This window comes from Photobacterium sp. GB-36 (genome assembly GCF_003026135.1).
In the GTDB taxonomy this organism is placed as follows: Bacteria; Pseudomonadota; Gammaproteobacteria; order Enterobacterales; family Vibrionaceae; genus Photobacterium.
This window is the reverse complement of the sequence record NZ_PYNY01000012.1, coordinates 85,602-99,640: the sequence shown is the minus strand read 5'-3', so window position 1 is coordinate 99,640 and position 14,039 is coordinate 85,602. Positions and strand designations below refer to the sequence as shown.

10 protein-coding genes are annotated in these 14,039 nt (G+C 42.6%); 2 read left to right on the top strand and 8 right to left on the bottom strand.

What is annotated here, in order from left to right; translation table 11 throughout:
- Positions 1-33: 33 nt before the first annotated feature.
- The 5 genes from apaG to lptD all read right to left on the bottom strand — a co-directional run bounded on the left by apaG (position 34) and on the right by lptD (position 6,319).
- A complete protein-coding gene (apaG, locus tag C9J46_RS12565) occupies positions 34-426 on the bottom strand; it encodes a Co2+/Mg2+ efflux protein ApaG (protein WP_369919091.1) in 393 nt (130 codons plus the stop codon).
- A 108-nt stretch (positions 427-534) separates the two neighbouring features.
- A complete protein-coding gene (gene rsmA / locus C9J46_RS12560) occupies positions 535-1,359 on the bottom strand; it encodes a 16S rRNA (adenine(1518)-N(6)/adenine(1519)-N(6))-dimethyltransferase RsmA (protein WP_107207631.1) in 825 nt (274 codons plus the stop codon).
- Complete coding sequence (pdxA, locus tag C9J46_RS12555) at positions 1,356-2,348, bottom strand: 4-hydroxythreonine-4-phosphate dehydrogenase PdxA (protein ID WP_107207632.1); 993 nt, start codon at positions 2,346-2,348, stop codon at positions 1,356-1,358. The genes rsmA and pdxA overlap by 4 nt, the downstream gene beginning before the upstream one ends.
- 8 nt (positions 2,349-2,356) lie before the next feature.
- Positions 2,357-3,658, bottom strand: coding sequence for a peptidylprolyl isomerase SurA (surA, locus tag C9J46_RS12550; RefSeq protein ID WP_107290979.1), 1,302 nt, complete (start codon positions 3,656-3,658; stop codon positions 2,357-2,359).
- Between the two features lie 45 nt (positions 3,659-3,703).
- Positions 3,704-6,319, bottom strand: coding sequence for an LPS assembly protein LptD (gene lptD / locus C9J46_RS12545; RefSeq protein ID WP_370444984.1), 2,616 nt, complete (start codon positions 6,317-6,319; stop codon positions 3,704-3,706).
- 172 nt (positions 6,320-6,491) lie between these two features.
- Between lptD and djlA the strand changes: the two genes are divergently transcribed.
- The gene (gene djlA / locus C9J46_RS12540) at positions 6,492-7,343 is read left to right on the top strand and encodes a co-chaperone DjlA (protein ID WP_107207634.1); all 852 of its coding nucleotides are present in this window, start codon (positions 6,492-6,494) and stop codon (positions 7,341-7,343) included.
- Between the two features lie 67 nt (positions 7,344-7,410).
- Here the strand turns inward: djlA and C9J46_RS12535 are convergent, their stop codons facing one another.
- The 3 genes from C9J46_RS12535 to rapA form a co-directional block, all read right to left on the bottom strand.
- On the bottom strand, positions 7,411-8,364 hold the full coding sequence (locus C9J46_RS12535; protein ID WP_107290978.1) for a D-2-hydroxyacid dehydrogenase: 954 nt from the start codon (positions 8,362-8,364) through the stop codon (positions 7,411-7,413).
- A 141-nt stretch (positions 8,365-8,505) separates the two neighbouring features.
- Entirely contained in the window at positions 8,506-9,207 is a 702-nt protein-coding gene (rluA, locus tag C9J46_RS12530; RefSeq protein WP_107207636.1) for a bifunctional tRNA pseudouridine(32) synthase/23S rRNA pseudouridine(746) synthase RluA, read from the bottom strand.
- Positions 9,208-9,359: 152 nt separating this feature from the next.
- Positions 9,360-12,278 (bottom strand): RNA polymerase-associated protein RapA, encoded by a 2,919-nt coding sequence (gene rapA / locus C9J46_RS12525; RefSeq protein ID WP_107290977.1) that lies wholly within the window; start codon positions 12,276-12,278, stop codon positions 9,360-9,362.
- Positions 12,279-12,600: 322 nt separating this feature from the next.
- On the opposite strand from rapA, the gene C9J46_RS12520 reads away from it, so the two are divergent.
- Positions 12,601-13,977, top strand: coding sequence for a PhoH family protein (locus tag C9J46_RS12520; protein WP_107290976.1), 1,377 nt, complete (start codon positions 12,601-12,603; stop codon positions 13,975-13,977).
- Positions 13,978-14,039 lie beyond the last annotated feature (62 nt).

Genomic DNA, 14,039 nt, shown 5'->3' with positions numbered 1-14,039 from the left:
GCTCTCATTATTGAGGAAAGTGAAAGTAAACAGCTAGTGAATAATGTTAGGCACAGCCAAACGAAAAGGGGCAATGTTAACTTTAAAGCTATTACCGTCCCCGTCTTCCATAATGTAATGTCCTTGCATCACACCAAGCGGGGTATCAATAATTGTACCACTGGTGTAAGTATAGTCATCACTTGCTTGAATTATGGGTTGTTTACCCACAACACCATCACCATCAATCACTAGTTTTTTGCCATTGGCATCGGTGATCAACCAGTGGCGTTTAAGCAATTGTGCTTGACCACGACCAAGATTATGAATAGTGATGGTATAGGAAAACACATAGCGACTCTTGTCAGGCTCGGATTGATCATCGAGGTAATGAGTAACGACATGACATTTTATGGTTGGGGGAGAAGTGGTACTCACAGACAACATCCTTTGTTTATGATCTCTTCTCATTTTAGCGTCATTCAACCACAAATAAAGAAAAACCCCGATAACCGTGAAGCTATCGGGGTTTTTGTGTAATCCACTTAAATGAGGTTAAGCTTTCGCATCTTTTTGGTAATTCGCATCAAGCCAGTTCGCCATTGCCACAAACTGTTCAACGGTAATGTTCTCTGGGCGATTGCCTGGGTTAACCCCCAGTGCTTCAAGTTGCTCTGCTGTAAAGAGTGCTTTATAGCAGTTACGAATCGTTTTACGACGTTGGTTAAAGCCTTCTCTACATACACGATCTAACCATTTTAGGTTGGTACATGGGAACGGCAACACTTCGTAAGGTGTTAGACGTACTACCGCTGAATCGACTTTTGGCGCAGGTACAAAAGATTCTGGCGGCACTTCAAGTACAGGCATCACGCGGCAGTAATACTGCGCCATTACCGTTAGGCGGCCATATGCTTTGCTACCAGGGCCTGCCGCAAGACGGTTAACCACTTCTTTTTGCAGCATAAAGTGCATATCTTCAACATCTTTGTGGAATTCAAAAATGTGGAACATTAAAGGGGTCGAAATGTTGTATGGCAAGTTACCAAAAATACGTAACTTATTATTTTCTTTAATAAGTTGCGTGAAGTCGAAACGCATTGCATCGCCTTGGTGGATCGTTAGCTTGGAAGCTAGATCGGGGTGACTTTCAAGGCGTTCTGCAAGATCGCGGTCGAGTTCGATAACAGTAAATTTATCAACAAGTTTACCAACTTGCTCGGTGATAGCACCAAGACCCGGACCGATTTCAACCAAGTTTTGACCTGGTAATGGGTTAATTGCTGACACTATGCCATCAATGATGTAAGGGTCTTTCAAAAAGTTCTGGCCAAAGCGCTTACGGGCGCGGTGACCTAGATGGACTTGATCGCTGCTCATGCTTGTTTATCTACCAATTCTAGGGCGTGAGATAGCGCTGTCCAAAGGCTACCTGTATCTGCCTGTCCGGTACCTGCGAGTTCCAGTGCGGTACCATGATCTACTGAAGTTCGGATGAAGGGCAATCCTAACGTAATGTTAACTGATTTACCGAAGCCTTTATATTTCAGCACCGGTAGCCCTTGATCGTGATACATGGCTAATACCGTATCGGCATCAGCTAAATATTTTTCTTGGAAAATAGTATCGGCCGGTAAAGGGCCGATAAGATCCATGTTTTCTTGCTGGCGTAATTGTTCAAGAGTAGGAGTAATAATATTTATTTCTTCCATCCCTAAGCAACCATCTTCACCAGCATGGGGGTTTAATCCACAGACATAAATTTTTGGTGACTCAATACCAAATTTACTGATTAAATCAGCGTGTAAAATACGAATCACCTGTTTTAATCTGTCTTCTGTAATTGCTTGTGATACATGACTTAGAGGGATATGAGTTGTCACTAACGCGACGCGTAATCCTTCGGTTGCTAGCATCATAACAACTTGTGCAGTGTCAGATTGTTGAGCAAAAAATTCAGTGTGGCCACTAAATGATACGCCAGCTCGGTTAATGACCCCTTTATGTACAGGGCCGGTGACAACGGCGGCGAATTCATCATTCATACACCCTTCTGCAGCACGTTTAAGCGTCGAGAGCACATACATGCCATTACGTTCATCTAACGTGCCAGCGACAACATCAACTGCAGTATTGATATGCGCAACCGTCATCGTTCCTGCTTTATGTGGCAGGGCGGGTTGATCGGGCTGATAAGGTAAAATGGTTAGTGGTAAACCTAATTTAGCCGCACGTTCTACCATAACCTGCGCATCAGCACAAATAACAAGTTGGTGCGGCCAATTTTCTTGGCATAAGGCGATGACTAAATCTGGGCCTATTCCAGCAGGCTCACCGGGGGTGATTGCAATCCGTTGTGTGTCAGTCATGTCTTTATTTAGCCATTATTGGTTGTATTCATTGGTTCAATGTAAGCACCTGCACGTAGTTCTTGTAACCATGTCTGTGCTTCTTCATTGAATTTACGGTTAAAGATGATTTGTGCAGCACGGTTTTTCATTGCAGCATCCGTACGGTCGACTTTGCGACGCCCTTCAACTTCAACAATGTGCCAACCAAATGCAGATTTAAACGGTTCACTGATTTTATCGATCGGTAGCGTTTCTACTTTTTCTTTAAATGCTGGAGCATACATATCTGGTACTTGCCAGCCTAGTTGACCACCATTTGCCGCTGAACCTGGATCTTCGCTGTAGGCTTTTGCTGCTGCCGCAAAGGTTTGTTTACCGCTAATAATATTTTGGCGAATTTTCTCAAGCTCAGCTTTTGCTGCTGCATCACTTAGAATCATTGAAGGTTTGATTAAAATATGACGGGCTTTTACCTCAATAACAGAGACGTTTGGCATACCTTTTACATCGTTGATTTTTAAAATGTGGTAACCAACGCCACTACGGAATGGCCCAATGATCGCATCTTTACCGTTATTTTTAATCTGATCAGCAAAGACGGTTGGCATTTCTGCTTTACTCATCCAGCCCCATTCGCCCCCTTTTAGAGCTTTAGGTCCTTTTGAATAACGGTAAGCCAGTTGTGAAAAGTTTGCGCCTTTTTTAAGTTGAGCAACAATGTCTTCTGCTTCTTGCTTTGCTTTATCACGTGCTGCTTTATCAGCATCTTCATCAACCCGAATTTGAATTTGGCTAATGTTGTATTGCACGTTTTGTTGAGTTTGCTCGGCCATTTGTTTGGCTAAAGACTCAACTTCTTGTGGCAGAACGTTAACACGTTTACGAACAATAATGGTACGCGCTTCAGAGGCTAGCATATCGTTACGCATTTGCTCACGGAACATAGAGTAAGAAACTCCTGCTTTAGCAAGGCTTTGACGTAGTTGGTCTACGCTCATATTACGTTGTTTAGCCACATCGGCGATCGCTTGATCTAATTGACTGTCATCAATACGGATCCCTAGCTGCTGAGCTTGTTGGATCTGTAAGTTTTCAAGGATCAGTTGATCCATCACTTGCTGACGTAAAATGTTATTAGGCGGTAATTGTTGGTGCTCTTCAGCAGCGTTAAGACGAACAGTTTTTAGCATGGCGCTCACATCGCTTTGTAAGATCACGCCATCATTAACAGTCATCACAATTTGGTCAAGTTCCTGAGGTGCTGCCATGCTGGTTGCTGACATACCCATCATCATTAGACTAAGTACAGAATACTTCCACGTTTTCATTTATATTCCATCAGGTTATAAGGCGACACATGTGTCGCCTAACTATTAATTATTAAGAGTGAACGGATCGCCGTAAGATAAAATATTACCGCCATCATCCGATGATTGACCGAATGAAGGTCCGGCACCTTGTAAACCAAGTAAACTGAATGAGAAAGTGACATTGCTATCGTATTCAGTAAAATCTTGTGATATTGCATCTTTCGCGTAACGATTGTAGCTAAGCCCTATCATCCAGCATGCAGATGTGTAGGTGAAGCCAACTTTACTTTCAAGCATTTTGTTAACATTCATGTCTTGGTAGTAATCAGCTTTAACATCAACATTATCGCTAACTGGGAAGCCAATGGATAAACCTAACTGTGAAATACCGTCACGCTTATCTTTCGTGCCTAAAATGACAGGGTTCGGGTTGTTCACGTATTTTGTTAAGTAATCACTTGATACGTAACGGTAACTCGGTTGAACAAATACCCCACCATTACGGTACTCAACGGTCACATTACCTTGCTGAATGTCATTCTCACTTGAGTCATATTGCATTGCGCTCTTTAAGAACAGGTTATCATCAAGGTTAAATTCTGTTTCAATTGCTGTCGCTGAGTAACTTTTGGCTTCTTTATTATCAGTTCCTTGGTTAACAGGTTTATCGATATAGAAGATTTGACCCATGGATAGGGTAAATCGTTCCTTAAAATCTTCATCAAAGTAGCGTGTAGATGCGCCGACGGTGAACTGGTTCGCAGGAGCTATATAGTCGTTACCACTGTATGTCCGATCGCTAAATAAGCCGTAGTAATCTTGTTGTAAACGGGTTGAATCATAGCCGCCACCGATATAATCAAATGGGTTATAAATACCGTCTTGGTCAACATTTTTTACATAAAGGTATTGAATTTGTGGTTCTAAACTTTGGGTATAATGACTACCTAAAATGGAGGTATCACGCTCAAAGTATAAGCTACTGTTGACACGAAATTCAGGAACAACACGATTAACACTGTCTTTAAGAGCATCAAAATCTGAGTTTTTGCTTAACTCTTTTTTATCTTGGTTGTAATGAGCGTAGTTCACTTTTGCCTGAGTAGTTACAGACCACCAAGGTGTCGCGTAGGGAAGCGTTAATGTCGGCTCAAAAGTTATACGATCAGCGTCAGGCTTGAATATCGAACTATTCTCAAACTTACTGATACTCATTGGCATTTTAAAATCGAGACCGTAGCCGAGATCTGTTTTATAGTAAGTTGATGATAGTTGTGGCATTAAGCGATACGGTGAACGATTATCTGTTGATGATTCAGCTTCTTCAGGATCTTTTAAAAGCTGAAAATCACGGACCATTAACATCGTATCCCAGTTCGCATTTCGGTAAGATACTTCTGCCGTTTGAAGCAGGTTATTATCTTCACGCTCACCAATACTAGAATCTAAGCCTCGCTCAAAATATTTGTAATCACTGACTTTGCTGTAGTCGATATCAACTAACCAGTTTTTATCGATGATCCCACTGTGTGTCCATTGGAAGCCCCAATATTTACCCGTGTTGGGTTTATTGTCTTCCAATTGATAATCTACGTAATCGGCTTTTTTATCATGGCCCATGTACTCACCGACAACTTGGCCTTCACCTAATTCATTCAGGTAGCGGAATTTAGCCGTTGTTTGTAGACCACGGTGGTTCATGTATTTTGGCGTTAATGTTAAGTCATAGTTTGGCGCAATGTTCCAATAAAATGGCGCTTCATATTCCATACCATTACGTGAGCCATAGGTTAACGTTGGGTATAAGAAACCCGTCATACGCTCATCGGTTACAGGAATACGAAGCCACGGAAGATAGAATACCGGTACATTAAGTACTTCAAAGCGCGCGTTATATAAATCGGCAAAGGGTGAATCACCATCACGCTCCAAAGAGCCAGCAGCAAAGCGCCAACTTTTATCGCCTTCTGGACAGGTAGTGAAAGTACCATCTTTCATTTTGTAGAACTGAGTACCATCAACATTTTTCTTGTCGATTTGCTCTGCGTCACCGCGCCCTGGCTGGCAGGTCATACGATAAACAGCATCATCCATTTGTGAGTCTTTGGTATCAAGATCGCTATGGAGCTCTTTCGCTTCCATTTCTATACCACCGTCATGGTAGTAAACGTTGCCTTTTGCTGTAACAATATTTTGTGGTTGTTGAAGTGTCACAGTATCGGCAGCAATCGTACGCGTTCCTTGCTGAACAATAACGTCACCAGAATACACGGCTTTATGCTCATTTTTAGCTTGAACATTGTCAGCTTCAATGTGGATCGGTGTGTTTTTGGTATCTTCTTTACGGTCTTTTGGTGCTATACAAACACCACGTACCATAGCTAAAGGATCGTCATTAACGGCTGTTTTTGTTGTTTGATCTTCTGCTACTGCGTGTTTATCGTTGATATCTTTATCTAAAGATGTGGCATTTTCTTTGCGGTCTTTTGGCGAAATTAAAACACCATCTGCCATAGCTAAAGGATCGTTATTAACGGCTGTTTTTGTTGTTTGATCTTCTGCTACAGCATGTTTACCGTTGATATCTTTATGTAAAGATGTGGCATCTTCTGCCATTGCCGGCCCATAAAGGGCAAGACCAATCATGGTGGCAAGTAAGCTGTGAGAGGTGAGTGACATCAGATTCAACATTCCTGTATCAGTTTGAGAGCAAGGCGAATAATTGCGCTTTTTACAAGCATTCCCGATAAATGACAGCTATCATAATGCAAATTCGACGCGACGGCATCTTTTCAGCGCATGCTGTTGGGTAAACATTGAAAAAATTTAACAAATTACCAGAGAGTATAGAATGCAGAAGACAGGTATATGGGGAAAAATTATTGGTGCGTTGCTTGGCCTCTCCATTGGAAAATTGCCTGGATTGTTGATTGGTTTATTTATTGGTCACCAGTTTGATAAGGCTTATGCTCGTCAGATGAATGGCGGTTTTGCCGGTTTTGGTCAGAACAGAGCCAGTAGTGCAGAGCAACAAGCAGAGTTTTTCCATGCTTGTTTTGCAGTAATGGGGCATGTCGCAAAAGCGAAAGGGCATGTGACAAAAGAGGAAATTCGTGTTGCAAGTGCGATTATGGATCGAATGGGGTTACAAGGCGAATCTCGACTTCAAGCGCAGAATGCGTTTCGTGAGGGAAAAGAAGATAACTTCCCATTAGAAGAGATGCTAAATCGTGTTCGTAGTCGTGCACGACGTGCTGATTTACTCCAATTTTTCTTAGAATTACAAATTCAAGCAGCATTTGCGGATGGTTCATTACATCCTAAAGAGCGTCAGTTACTGCATATTATTGCGCGATACCTTGGCTTTTCTGAAGCCCAGCTTGAACAACGCTTGCGTATGCAAGAAGCGGCGTTTCGTTTTCAACAAGGTGGTTTCCATCAGCAATATCAACAACAAGGTGGTGGCTTCCAAGCGCCTCCTAGTCGAGATCAATTAGCTGATGCGTTTAATGTCTTAGGGGTTGATGAAAATGCCTCTGCGCAAGATGTGAAACGTGCTTATCGTAAACAGATGAATGAACACCATCCAGATAAACTCGCAGCGAAAGGGTTACCACCAGAAATGATGGAAATAGCGAAACAAAAAACCCAAGAGCTACAAGCTGCCTATGATTTGATCCGAAAAGAGAAAGGATTCAAATAATTGTTATTACGCTGAATAATAAATTGAAAAAGCGAGCTTGGTGCTCGCTTTTTTGTTTTTAAAGCTCTTAAACGAGGTTTTGCGGTTTGTTGTTACAAAAGCCATCAATATTTTCAATAAGTTGCTCTACCAGTGTTTGAATCGCGGAATCAGATCCCCATGCAACATGTGGGGTTAGTAATAGATTAGGCAAATGTGCCTGTTGTAATAATGGATTATCATCAGTTGGCGGCTCAGAAGTAAAAACATCACAGCCAGCGCCGGCAATTTTTTTATCGAGCAATGCATCGACTAAATCTTGCTCATTCACCAGTCCACCACGTCCGGTATTGATCAAAATAGCGTTAGGTTTCATCTGTGCCAGTTCTGTTTTTGCGATAAGATCTTCAGTGGTATCTGTTAGCGGGCAATGCAAGGTGATGATATCGGCTTGCTGTAATACGTCGTTAAACAGCGTATAGCCTTCACGACAGGTGGTGACGTGCTTGTGCTCTGCAAATAGCACCTTCATCCCCAGCGCGGTTGCAAGATTGGCTGTCGCTACCCCTAAGCTGCCTTTACCAACAATACCTATTGTTGAGCCTGCGATATCGCTAATTGGATGAGTGAAAAAGCAGAACTGTTGTTGTTTCTGCCACTCACCCGCGATGATATCTTGCTGATAGCCCATTAAATTACGTTTTAGCGCAAAGATCATTGCGAGCACGTGCTCAGGAACAGAGCGAGTCGCATAACCTCGAATATTGGAAACCGGAATGTTATGGCGGTGACAATAATCGACATCGACGTTATTGGTTCCTGTCGCACCGATGGCAATAAATTTCAGGTTTGGCAGTTGAGATAAAATATCAGCAGTGAGTTGGACTTTGTTAGAAATGGCGATAGTTGCGTGTTGCAGACGTTCAATAACTTGAGATGGTGATGTACGTTGATATTCAATCCATTGATGATCTGATTGTGGGCGAGGAATATCAATGTGTGCTGGGATAGTAGCACGATCTAAAAATACAATATGTTCCACTGTTAGACTCCATGGAACCTTTGTTCCGCTTGGTGTGAAAAGAAGAATGCTAGTTTAGGTTTTTGCTTGTTAAAACAAAGCTAGCATTCTTTTTTATCGTGATCTAACTTCCGTGCGATAGTTGCTGATTACTCAGTGGTTTTATTTACTAAAAATCGTTTGTGTTGGCGCTTCTCGATAAAACTCACAAGGGGCAAACAAATGCATCGGTTGATCACTTCCTGGATGCGTAAAAGTCAGTTCTGCTGCGTGTAACAGTAAACGAGGAGAGGCTACCATTGCTTCCTCATTAGCATAAAACTTATCGCCTAAAATCGGATGACCTAATGCTTGCATGTGAACACGCAATTGGTGAGAACGACCTGTTACGGGCAGTAAACGGACCAAGGTTGTTTTCTCATCACGGCTTAAGACTTCGTAATGCGTTACAGAAGGCTTGCCATCGTCAAAACATACTTTTTGGCGTGGACGGTTAGGCCAATCACAGATCAAGGGAAGATCCACGGTTCCTGTGTCTTGTTCGATATGTCCCCACACACGAGCGTAATACACTTTTTGTGTTTCTCGCTCACGAAACTGGGCTTTTAAATGACACTCCGCTTTTTTGTTTAGAGCCAGCACAATTAAGCCTGATGTCCCCATATCTAAACGGTGCACAATTTGTGACTTAGGGTATTTTTCAAGAACGCGAGCAAATATGCTGTCGTGATGCTCTGGTGCACGTCCTGGGTTTGAGAGTATGCCAGCAGGCTTATTAACGGCGATGATGTCGCTATCAAGAAAAAGAGTATCCAACCATGGATCGGTAGGTGGATTGTAGTTCAACACTGGCAATGGTTTCATGATGCACTCGTAGGATAGGTATGAATAACAACGGGGCGAATATTAATATGAATAATAGTAAATTGGTATGTTTGGTGATGTGATTAAAGAAAAAAGCCGTGAATATCAGTAATGACATTCACGGCCTTAATTTAGTTATGATGAGTTATTGATCAGTTATGGCTAACAACGATCAAACGCAGTGAATCAAGTTGGATTTGTGCTTTTTCAATGTAGTTAGTTAACTCAATGATTTGGCTTTCAATTAGCTCTAATTCGTCATCACGAATATTCGGATTAACCGCTTTCAGGGCTTGAAGGCGATCAAGCTCAGCGCGCAACGTGTTTTCCATTTCAGCTTGTGCTTGGCTTCGTACGACATCAAGCTCTTTGCTGATCTCGCGCTCTGCGTGCTCAATCAGAGTATGAATATCTTTTTGAACCGAGTTAACGAGCTTACTGCCAAGGTGACGGTTGACTGGGCTAAGTTGGCGGTTAAAGCCTTCAAATTCAACGTTAGCTGATAGGTTATTACCTTTACCATCAAGCAAAATACGGATCGGTGTTTTTGGTAAGAAACGACCAATACCTGATTGCTTAGGTGCTTGAGCGTCAACCACATAGATAAGCTCAAGTAGCAGTGTACCAACAGGCAGTGCTTTGTTTTTCAACAATGACACTGCTGTCGCACCTACGCCTTCACTTAGCAGTAATTCAATACCGCCTTGGATCATTGGGTGTTCCCAGCTGATGAAGTTGATATCTTCACGAGAAAGTGCAGTATCACGTTCAAAAGTGATGGTACAACCGTCGTAAGGAAGGCCTGGATAGCTTGCCACCATCATGTGCTCTGATGGGGTCACAACAATTGCGTTTTCGCCTTTGTCATCTTGGTTTAAACCAATGGTATCAAATAAGCCCAGTGCGAAAGTCACAAGGTTAGTATCACCATCTTTAGCGCTGATCTTCTCAACCAACTGCTGAGCTTCTTCGCCCCCGTTAGAATGAATTTCTAATAGGCGATCGCGACCTTGCTCTAATTTGGTTTTAAGTTCATTGTGCATTTCAGCGCTACGTTGAATAACGGATTCAAGCGCTTCAAGATCGTGTTTGTCACTGGCAAGTAAGGTGATCAGATCTTCACATACCGCTTCATAGACAGCACGACCAGTCGGACAAGTTTCCTCAAAGGCATTTAAGCCTTCGTTGAACCAACGGGCTAATAGAGCTTGAGAAGTGCCTTCTAGGTAAGGTACATGAATTTCTATCTCACGCTTTTGACCAATACGATCCAAACGACCAATACGTTGCTCAAGTAAATCAGGGTTACTTGGTAAATCGAACATCACCAATTGGTTTGCAAACTGGAAGTTACGACCTTCTGAACCGATTTCAGAACATAATAGTACCTGAGCGCCATCATCTTCTTGGGCAAAGTAAGCCGCCGCTTTATCACGTTCGATAATCGACATTCCTTCGTGGAATACAGTAGCACGGATGCCTTCACGTTCACGTAATGCTTGTTCTAAGGTTAATGCGGTTTGCGCACGAGAACAAATCACCAACACTTTCTCGTTACGGTTGGCTTTTAGCATATCAAGTAGCCAGTTAACACGAGGATCGAAGTTCCACCATGTTGCTGATTCACCTTCAAATTCTTGGTAGATATCTTCAGGGTAAAGCAGCTTGATCGCTTTCTCATTGATACCCATTTTACCGCCCATCATTGCCGCAACGCGCATGGCTGTGGTGTATTGGGTTGGCATTGCTAACGGGTACATATTTAGATGACGCTGAGGGAAACCTGTGATAGCTGAACGGGTATTACGGAACAATACGCGACCCGTACCGTGACGATCCATCAGGTTGTTGATCAATTCATGACGCGCCGCTAATGCTTCAGGATCGTCTTGAGCGGAGTCTTCGATCACACGTAACATTGGCTCGATATCTTGCTCAGATAACAGCTCGGTTAAGGTGTTTTTCGCATCATCATTCAGTTTTTCACCAGCAAGCAGTTGGGTTACAGCATCAGCAACGGGTTCGTATTGACGCTCTTCTTCAACAAAGGCTTCATAGTCGTAAAAACGATCAGGATCAAGAATACGTAAGCGTGCGAAGTGGCTTTCACGACCTAATTGCTCTGGTGTGGCGGTTAGTAGCAGCACACTTGGCGTTTTTTCTGCTAAGGCTTCAATCACTTGGTACTGACGACTAGGCTTATCTTCACTCCACTCAAGGTGGTGAGCTTCATCGACAACCAATAGATCCCAATCAGCATCTAGCGCTTGTTCAAAACGACGACGGCTTTTACGTAAAAAGTCTAATGAACACAATACATATTGCGCGGTATCAAATGGGTTAGCGGCATCAGCAAATGCTTCAACACAACGCTCTTCATCAAAGATAGAAAAGTGCAGGTTAAAACGACGCATCATTTCAACTAGCCATTGATGTTGTAGGGTTTCAGGAACCACGATCAGAATACGTTCAGCACGGCCTGATAGAACCTGCTGGTGGATGATCATACCGGCTTCAATGGTTTTACCTAAACCGACTTCATCGGCAAGGAGAACACGCGGCGCATAGCGACGACCGACTTCGTGAGCAATATATAACTGGTGTGGGATCAAACCTGCACGCATACCGCATAAACCACGTAATGGGCTTTTTAGTTGCTCGTATTGGTTTTTCAGCGCGCGGTAACGCAGTGCAAAACGATCCATGCGATCAATTTGACCGGCAAATAATTTATCTTGCGGTTTATTGAAACGAATTTGGTGACTTAAGAAAAGTTCACGTAGCGCGACATTTTCTTCTTCTGTGTCGGTACGCGTACCTACGTAGGTGATCACGCCTTTATCTTCGTTGATCGCTTCTACCTTTAGTGACCAACCCTCATGGCTTTCAATCACATCACCAACGTTAAACATGACACGGGTAACAGGGGCATCATTACGTGCATATAGGCGATTTTCTTCTGATGCGGGGAACATCAAGGTAACCGTTCTTGGTTCAAGAGCGACAACGGTACCTAGACCTAAATCACTTTCTGTATCACTGATCCAACGTTGACCCAAAGCAAATGGCATAGTGGTAGAAACCTTCTAATTATTTGATATCAAAGAGACTGCAATAAGCTGTGCAAAGTATTAATAAGCTACACTGAAGATAAGTGTACGCTAGAATTTAAAATTTGTGCATAGCTCAAAAAGGGGACTCATGTTACTGCATGATGTGATTAAGGTCACGGTGAAAGTGATGAAAATCGGTCACAGTAAAATCATCATAAAACTTTCATCTACCGAGGGCTTAATAAGAAAGACGTCATAATTAAACCAGATGGGTAATTTTGACGTAAGCTAATAGAGTGATAGCTTAATTATCGCTGTCCAGACTACCAAGGAGGTGCCTATGGACGACGCCGAACGGAAACTGTTTGTACTTGATACAAATATTCTGCTTCATGAACCTCTGGCGTTCTTTTCTTTTCAGGAACACGACGTGGTTATTCCCATGACGGTTCTGGAAGAATTGGACAGAATTAAAGACAGTAAGCGTGATGTTTCTCGTGATGCTCGAGTCGCGATACGTGCGCTTGAAGATATATTCCACGACGCACCACCAGAGCAAATTTCGGCTGGTATTCCTTTCAACGACAAAGTGGCTCATAGCGGTACTATTGCTATTTTTGCTGACTATGAAGTAAAACAAACCGTCCATGCCTTTAGCGATAAGGCGGGTGACAATCGTATTCTTAATAGCGTTCTCTTTCTGCAACAAAAACATGCACCACGTTCTGTGGTATTAGTGACTAAAGACATCAACATGCGACTGCGTGCCAAAGGTGCAGGCGTCTTGTATGTTGATGACTATCGTACCGATCAGTTGATTGATGATGTCGCATTATTAACCAAAGGCTTTCATCGCTATCATGGCGATTTTTGGGAAAATGTTGCTGAGTGTCAGTCGGAAAATAGAGGTCGTTCAACCTTACATACCTTACCTAAAAACTTATTTGAAACTCCCTTTGTTAATCAATATCTACTGGATGAAGGCAATGATTTTGCTGCTAGAGTTCAAAGTATTGATGATGAAAGTGTCACCATTAAAGACATTAGCCAAGAGCGACTAATGCATCGACAAGCTTGGGGCGTTAATCCTAAAAATATTTATCAAGGGATGGCGCTAGATGCAATGCTTGATCCTCGGATTGATTTAGTGATCTTAACGGGTCCTGCTGGCTGTGGTAAAACCATTTTAGCAATGGCTGCAGCACTTGAGCAGGTCATTGAAAAAGGGATGTATGACAAAATTATTGTCACTCGTAATACACCCGAAATCGCTGAGTCGATTGGTTTCCTACCGGGTACCGAAGAAGAAAAAATGATGCCATGGCTGGCAGCGGTTACCGATACTATGGAAGCACTTCATAAGCATGATGTTTGTACTGATGGCTCAATGAAGTACATTTTTGATAAAGCCAATATTCAATTTAAATCGATTAACTTTATGCGTGGGCGTTCTATTCAAAATGCCTTTGTTTTACTCGATGAGTGTCAAAACTTAACAGCGTCACAAATTAAAACCATTATTACCCGATGTGGTGAAGGCACAAAAATTGTGTGTTCGGGTAACCTTGCTCAAATTGATTCCAACTATCTATCCCCAGTGACCTCGGGATTAACCTATATTGTTGAGCGCTTTAAAAACTTTGAAGGTAGCGCCAATATTTATCTCAACGGGGTGGTTCGAAGCCGTCTAGCGGAATTTGCCGAAGAAAATCTTTAATCACTAGCAAGAAGAATAAGAAAAGCGAGCACATTGGGTGCTCGCTTTTTTGTTTATATTGT

What these genes read in the sequence shown, in the direction of transcription:
- apaG (WP_369919091.1), bottom strand. Translation starts at nt 426, where the DNA reads ATGTTGTCTGTGAGTACCACTTCTCCCCCAACCATAAAATGTCATGTC.
- pdxA (WP_107207632.1), bottom strand. Translation starts at nt 2,348, where the DNA reads ATGACTGACACACAACGGATTGCAATCACCCCCGGTGAGCCTGCTGGA.
- rluA (WP_107207636.1), bottom strand. Translation starts at nt 9,207, where the DNA reads ATGAAACCATTGCCAGTGTTGAACTACAATCCACCTACCGATCCATGG.
- C9J46_RS12520 (WP_107290976.1), top strand. Translation starts at nt 12,601, where the DNA reads ATGGACGACGCCGAACGGAAACTGTTTGTACTTGATACAAATATTCTG.
- rapA (WP_107290977.1), bottom strand. Translation starts at nt 12,278, where the DNA reads ATGCCATTTGCTTTGGGTCAACGTTGGATCAGTGATACAGAAAGTGAT.
- rsmA (WP_107207631.1), bottom strand. Translation starts at nt 1,359, where the DNA reads ATGAGCAGCGATCAAGTCCATCTAGGTCACCGCGCCCGTAAGCGCTTT.
- lptD (WP_370444984.1), bottom strand. Translation starts at nt 6,319, where the DNA reads ATGTCACTCACCTCTCACAGCTTACTTGCCACCATGATTGGTCTTGCC.
- surA (WP_107290979.1), bottom strand. Translation starts at nt 3,658, where the DNA reads ATGAAAACGTGGAAGTATTCTGTACTTAGTCTAATGATGATGGGTATG.
- djlA (WP_107207634.1), top strand. Translation starts at nt 6,492, where the DNA reads ATGCAGAAGACAGGTATATGGGGAAAAATTATTGGTGCGTTGCTTGGC.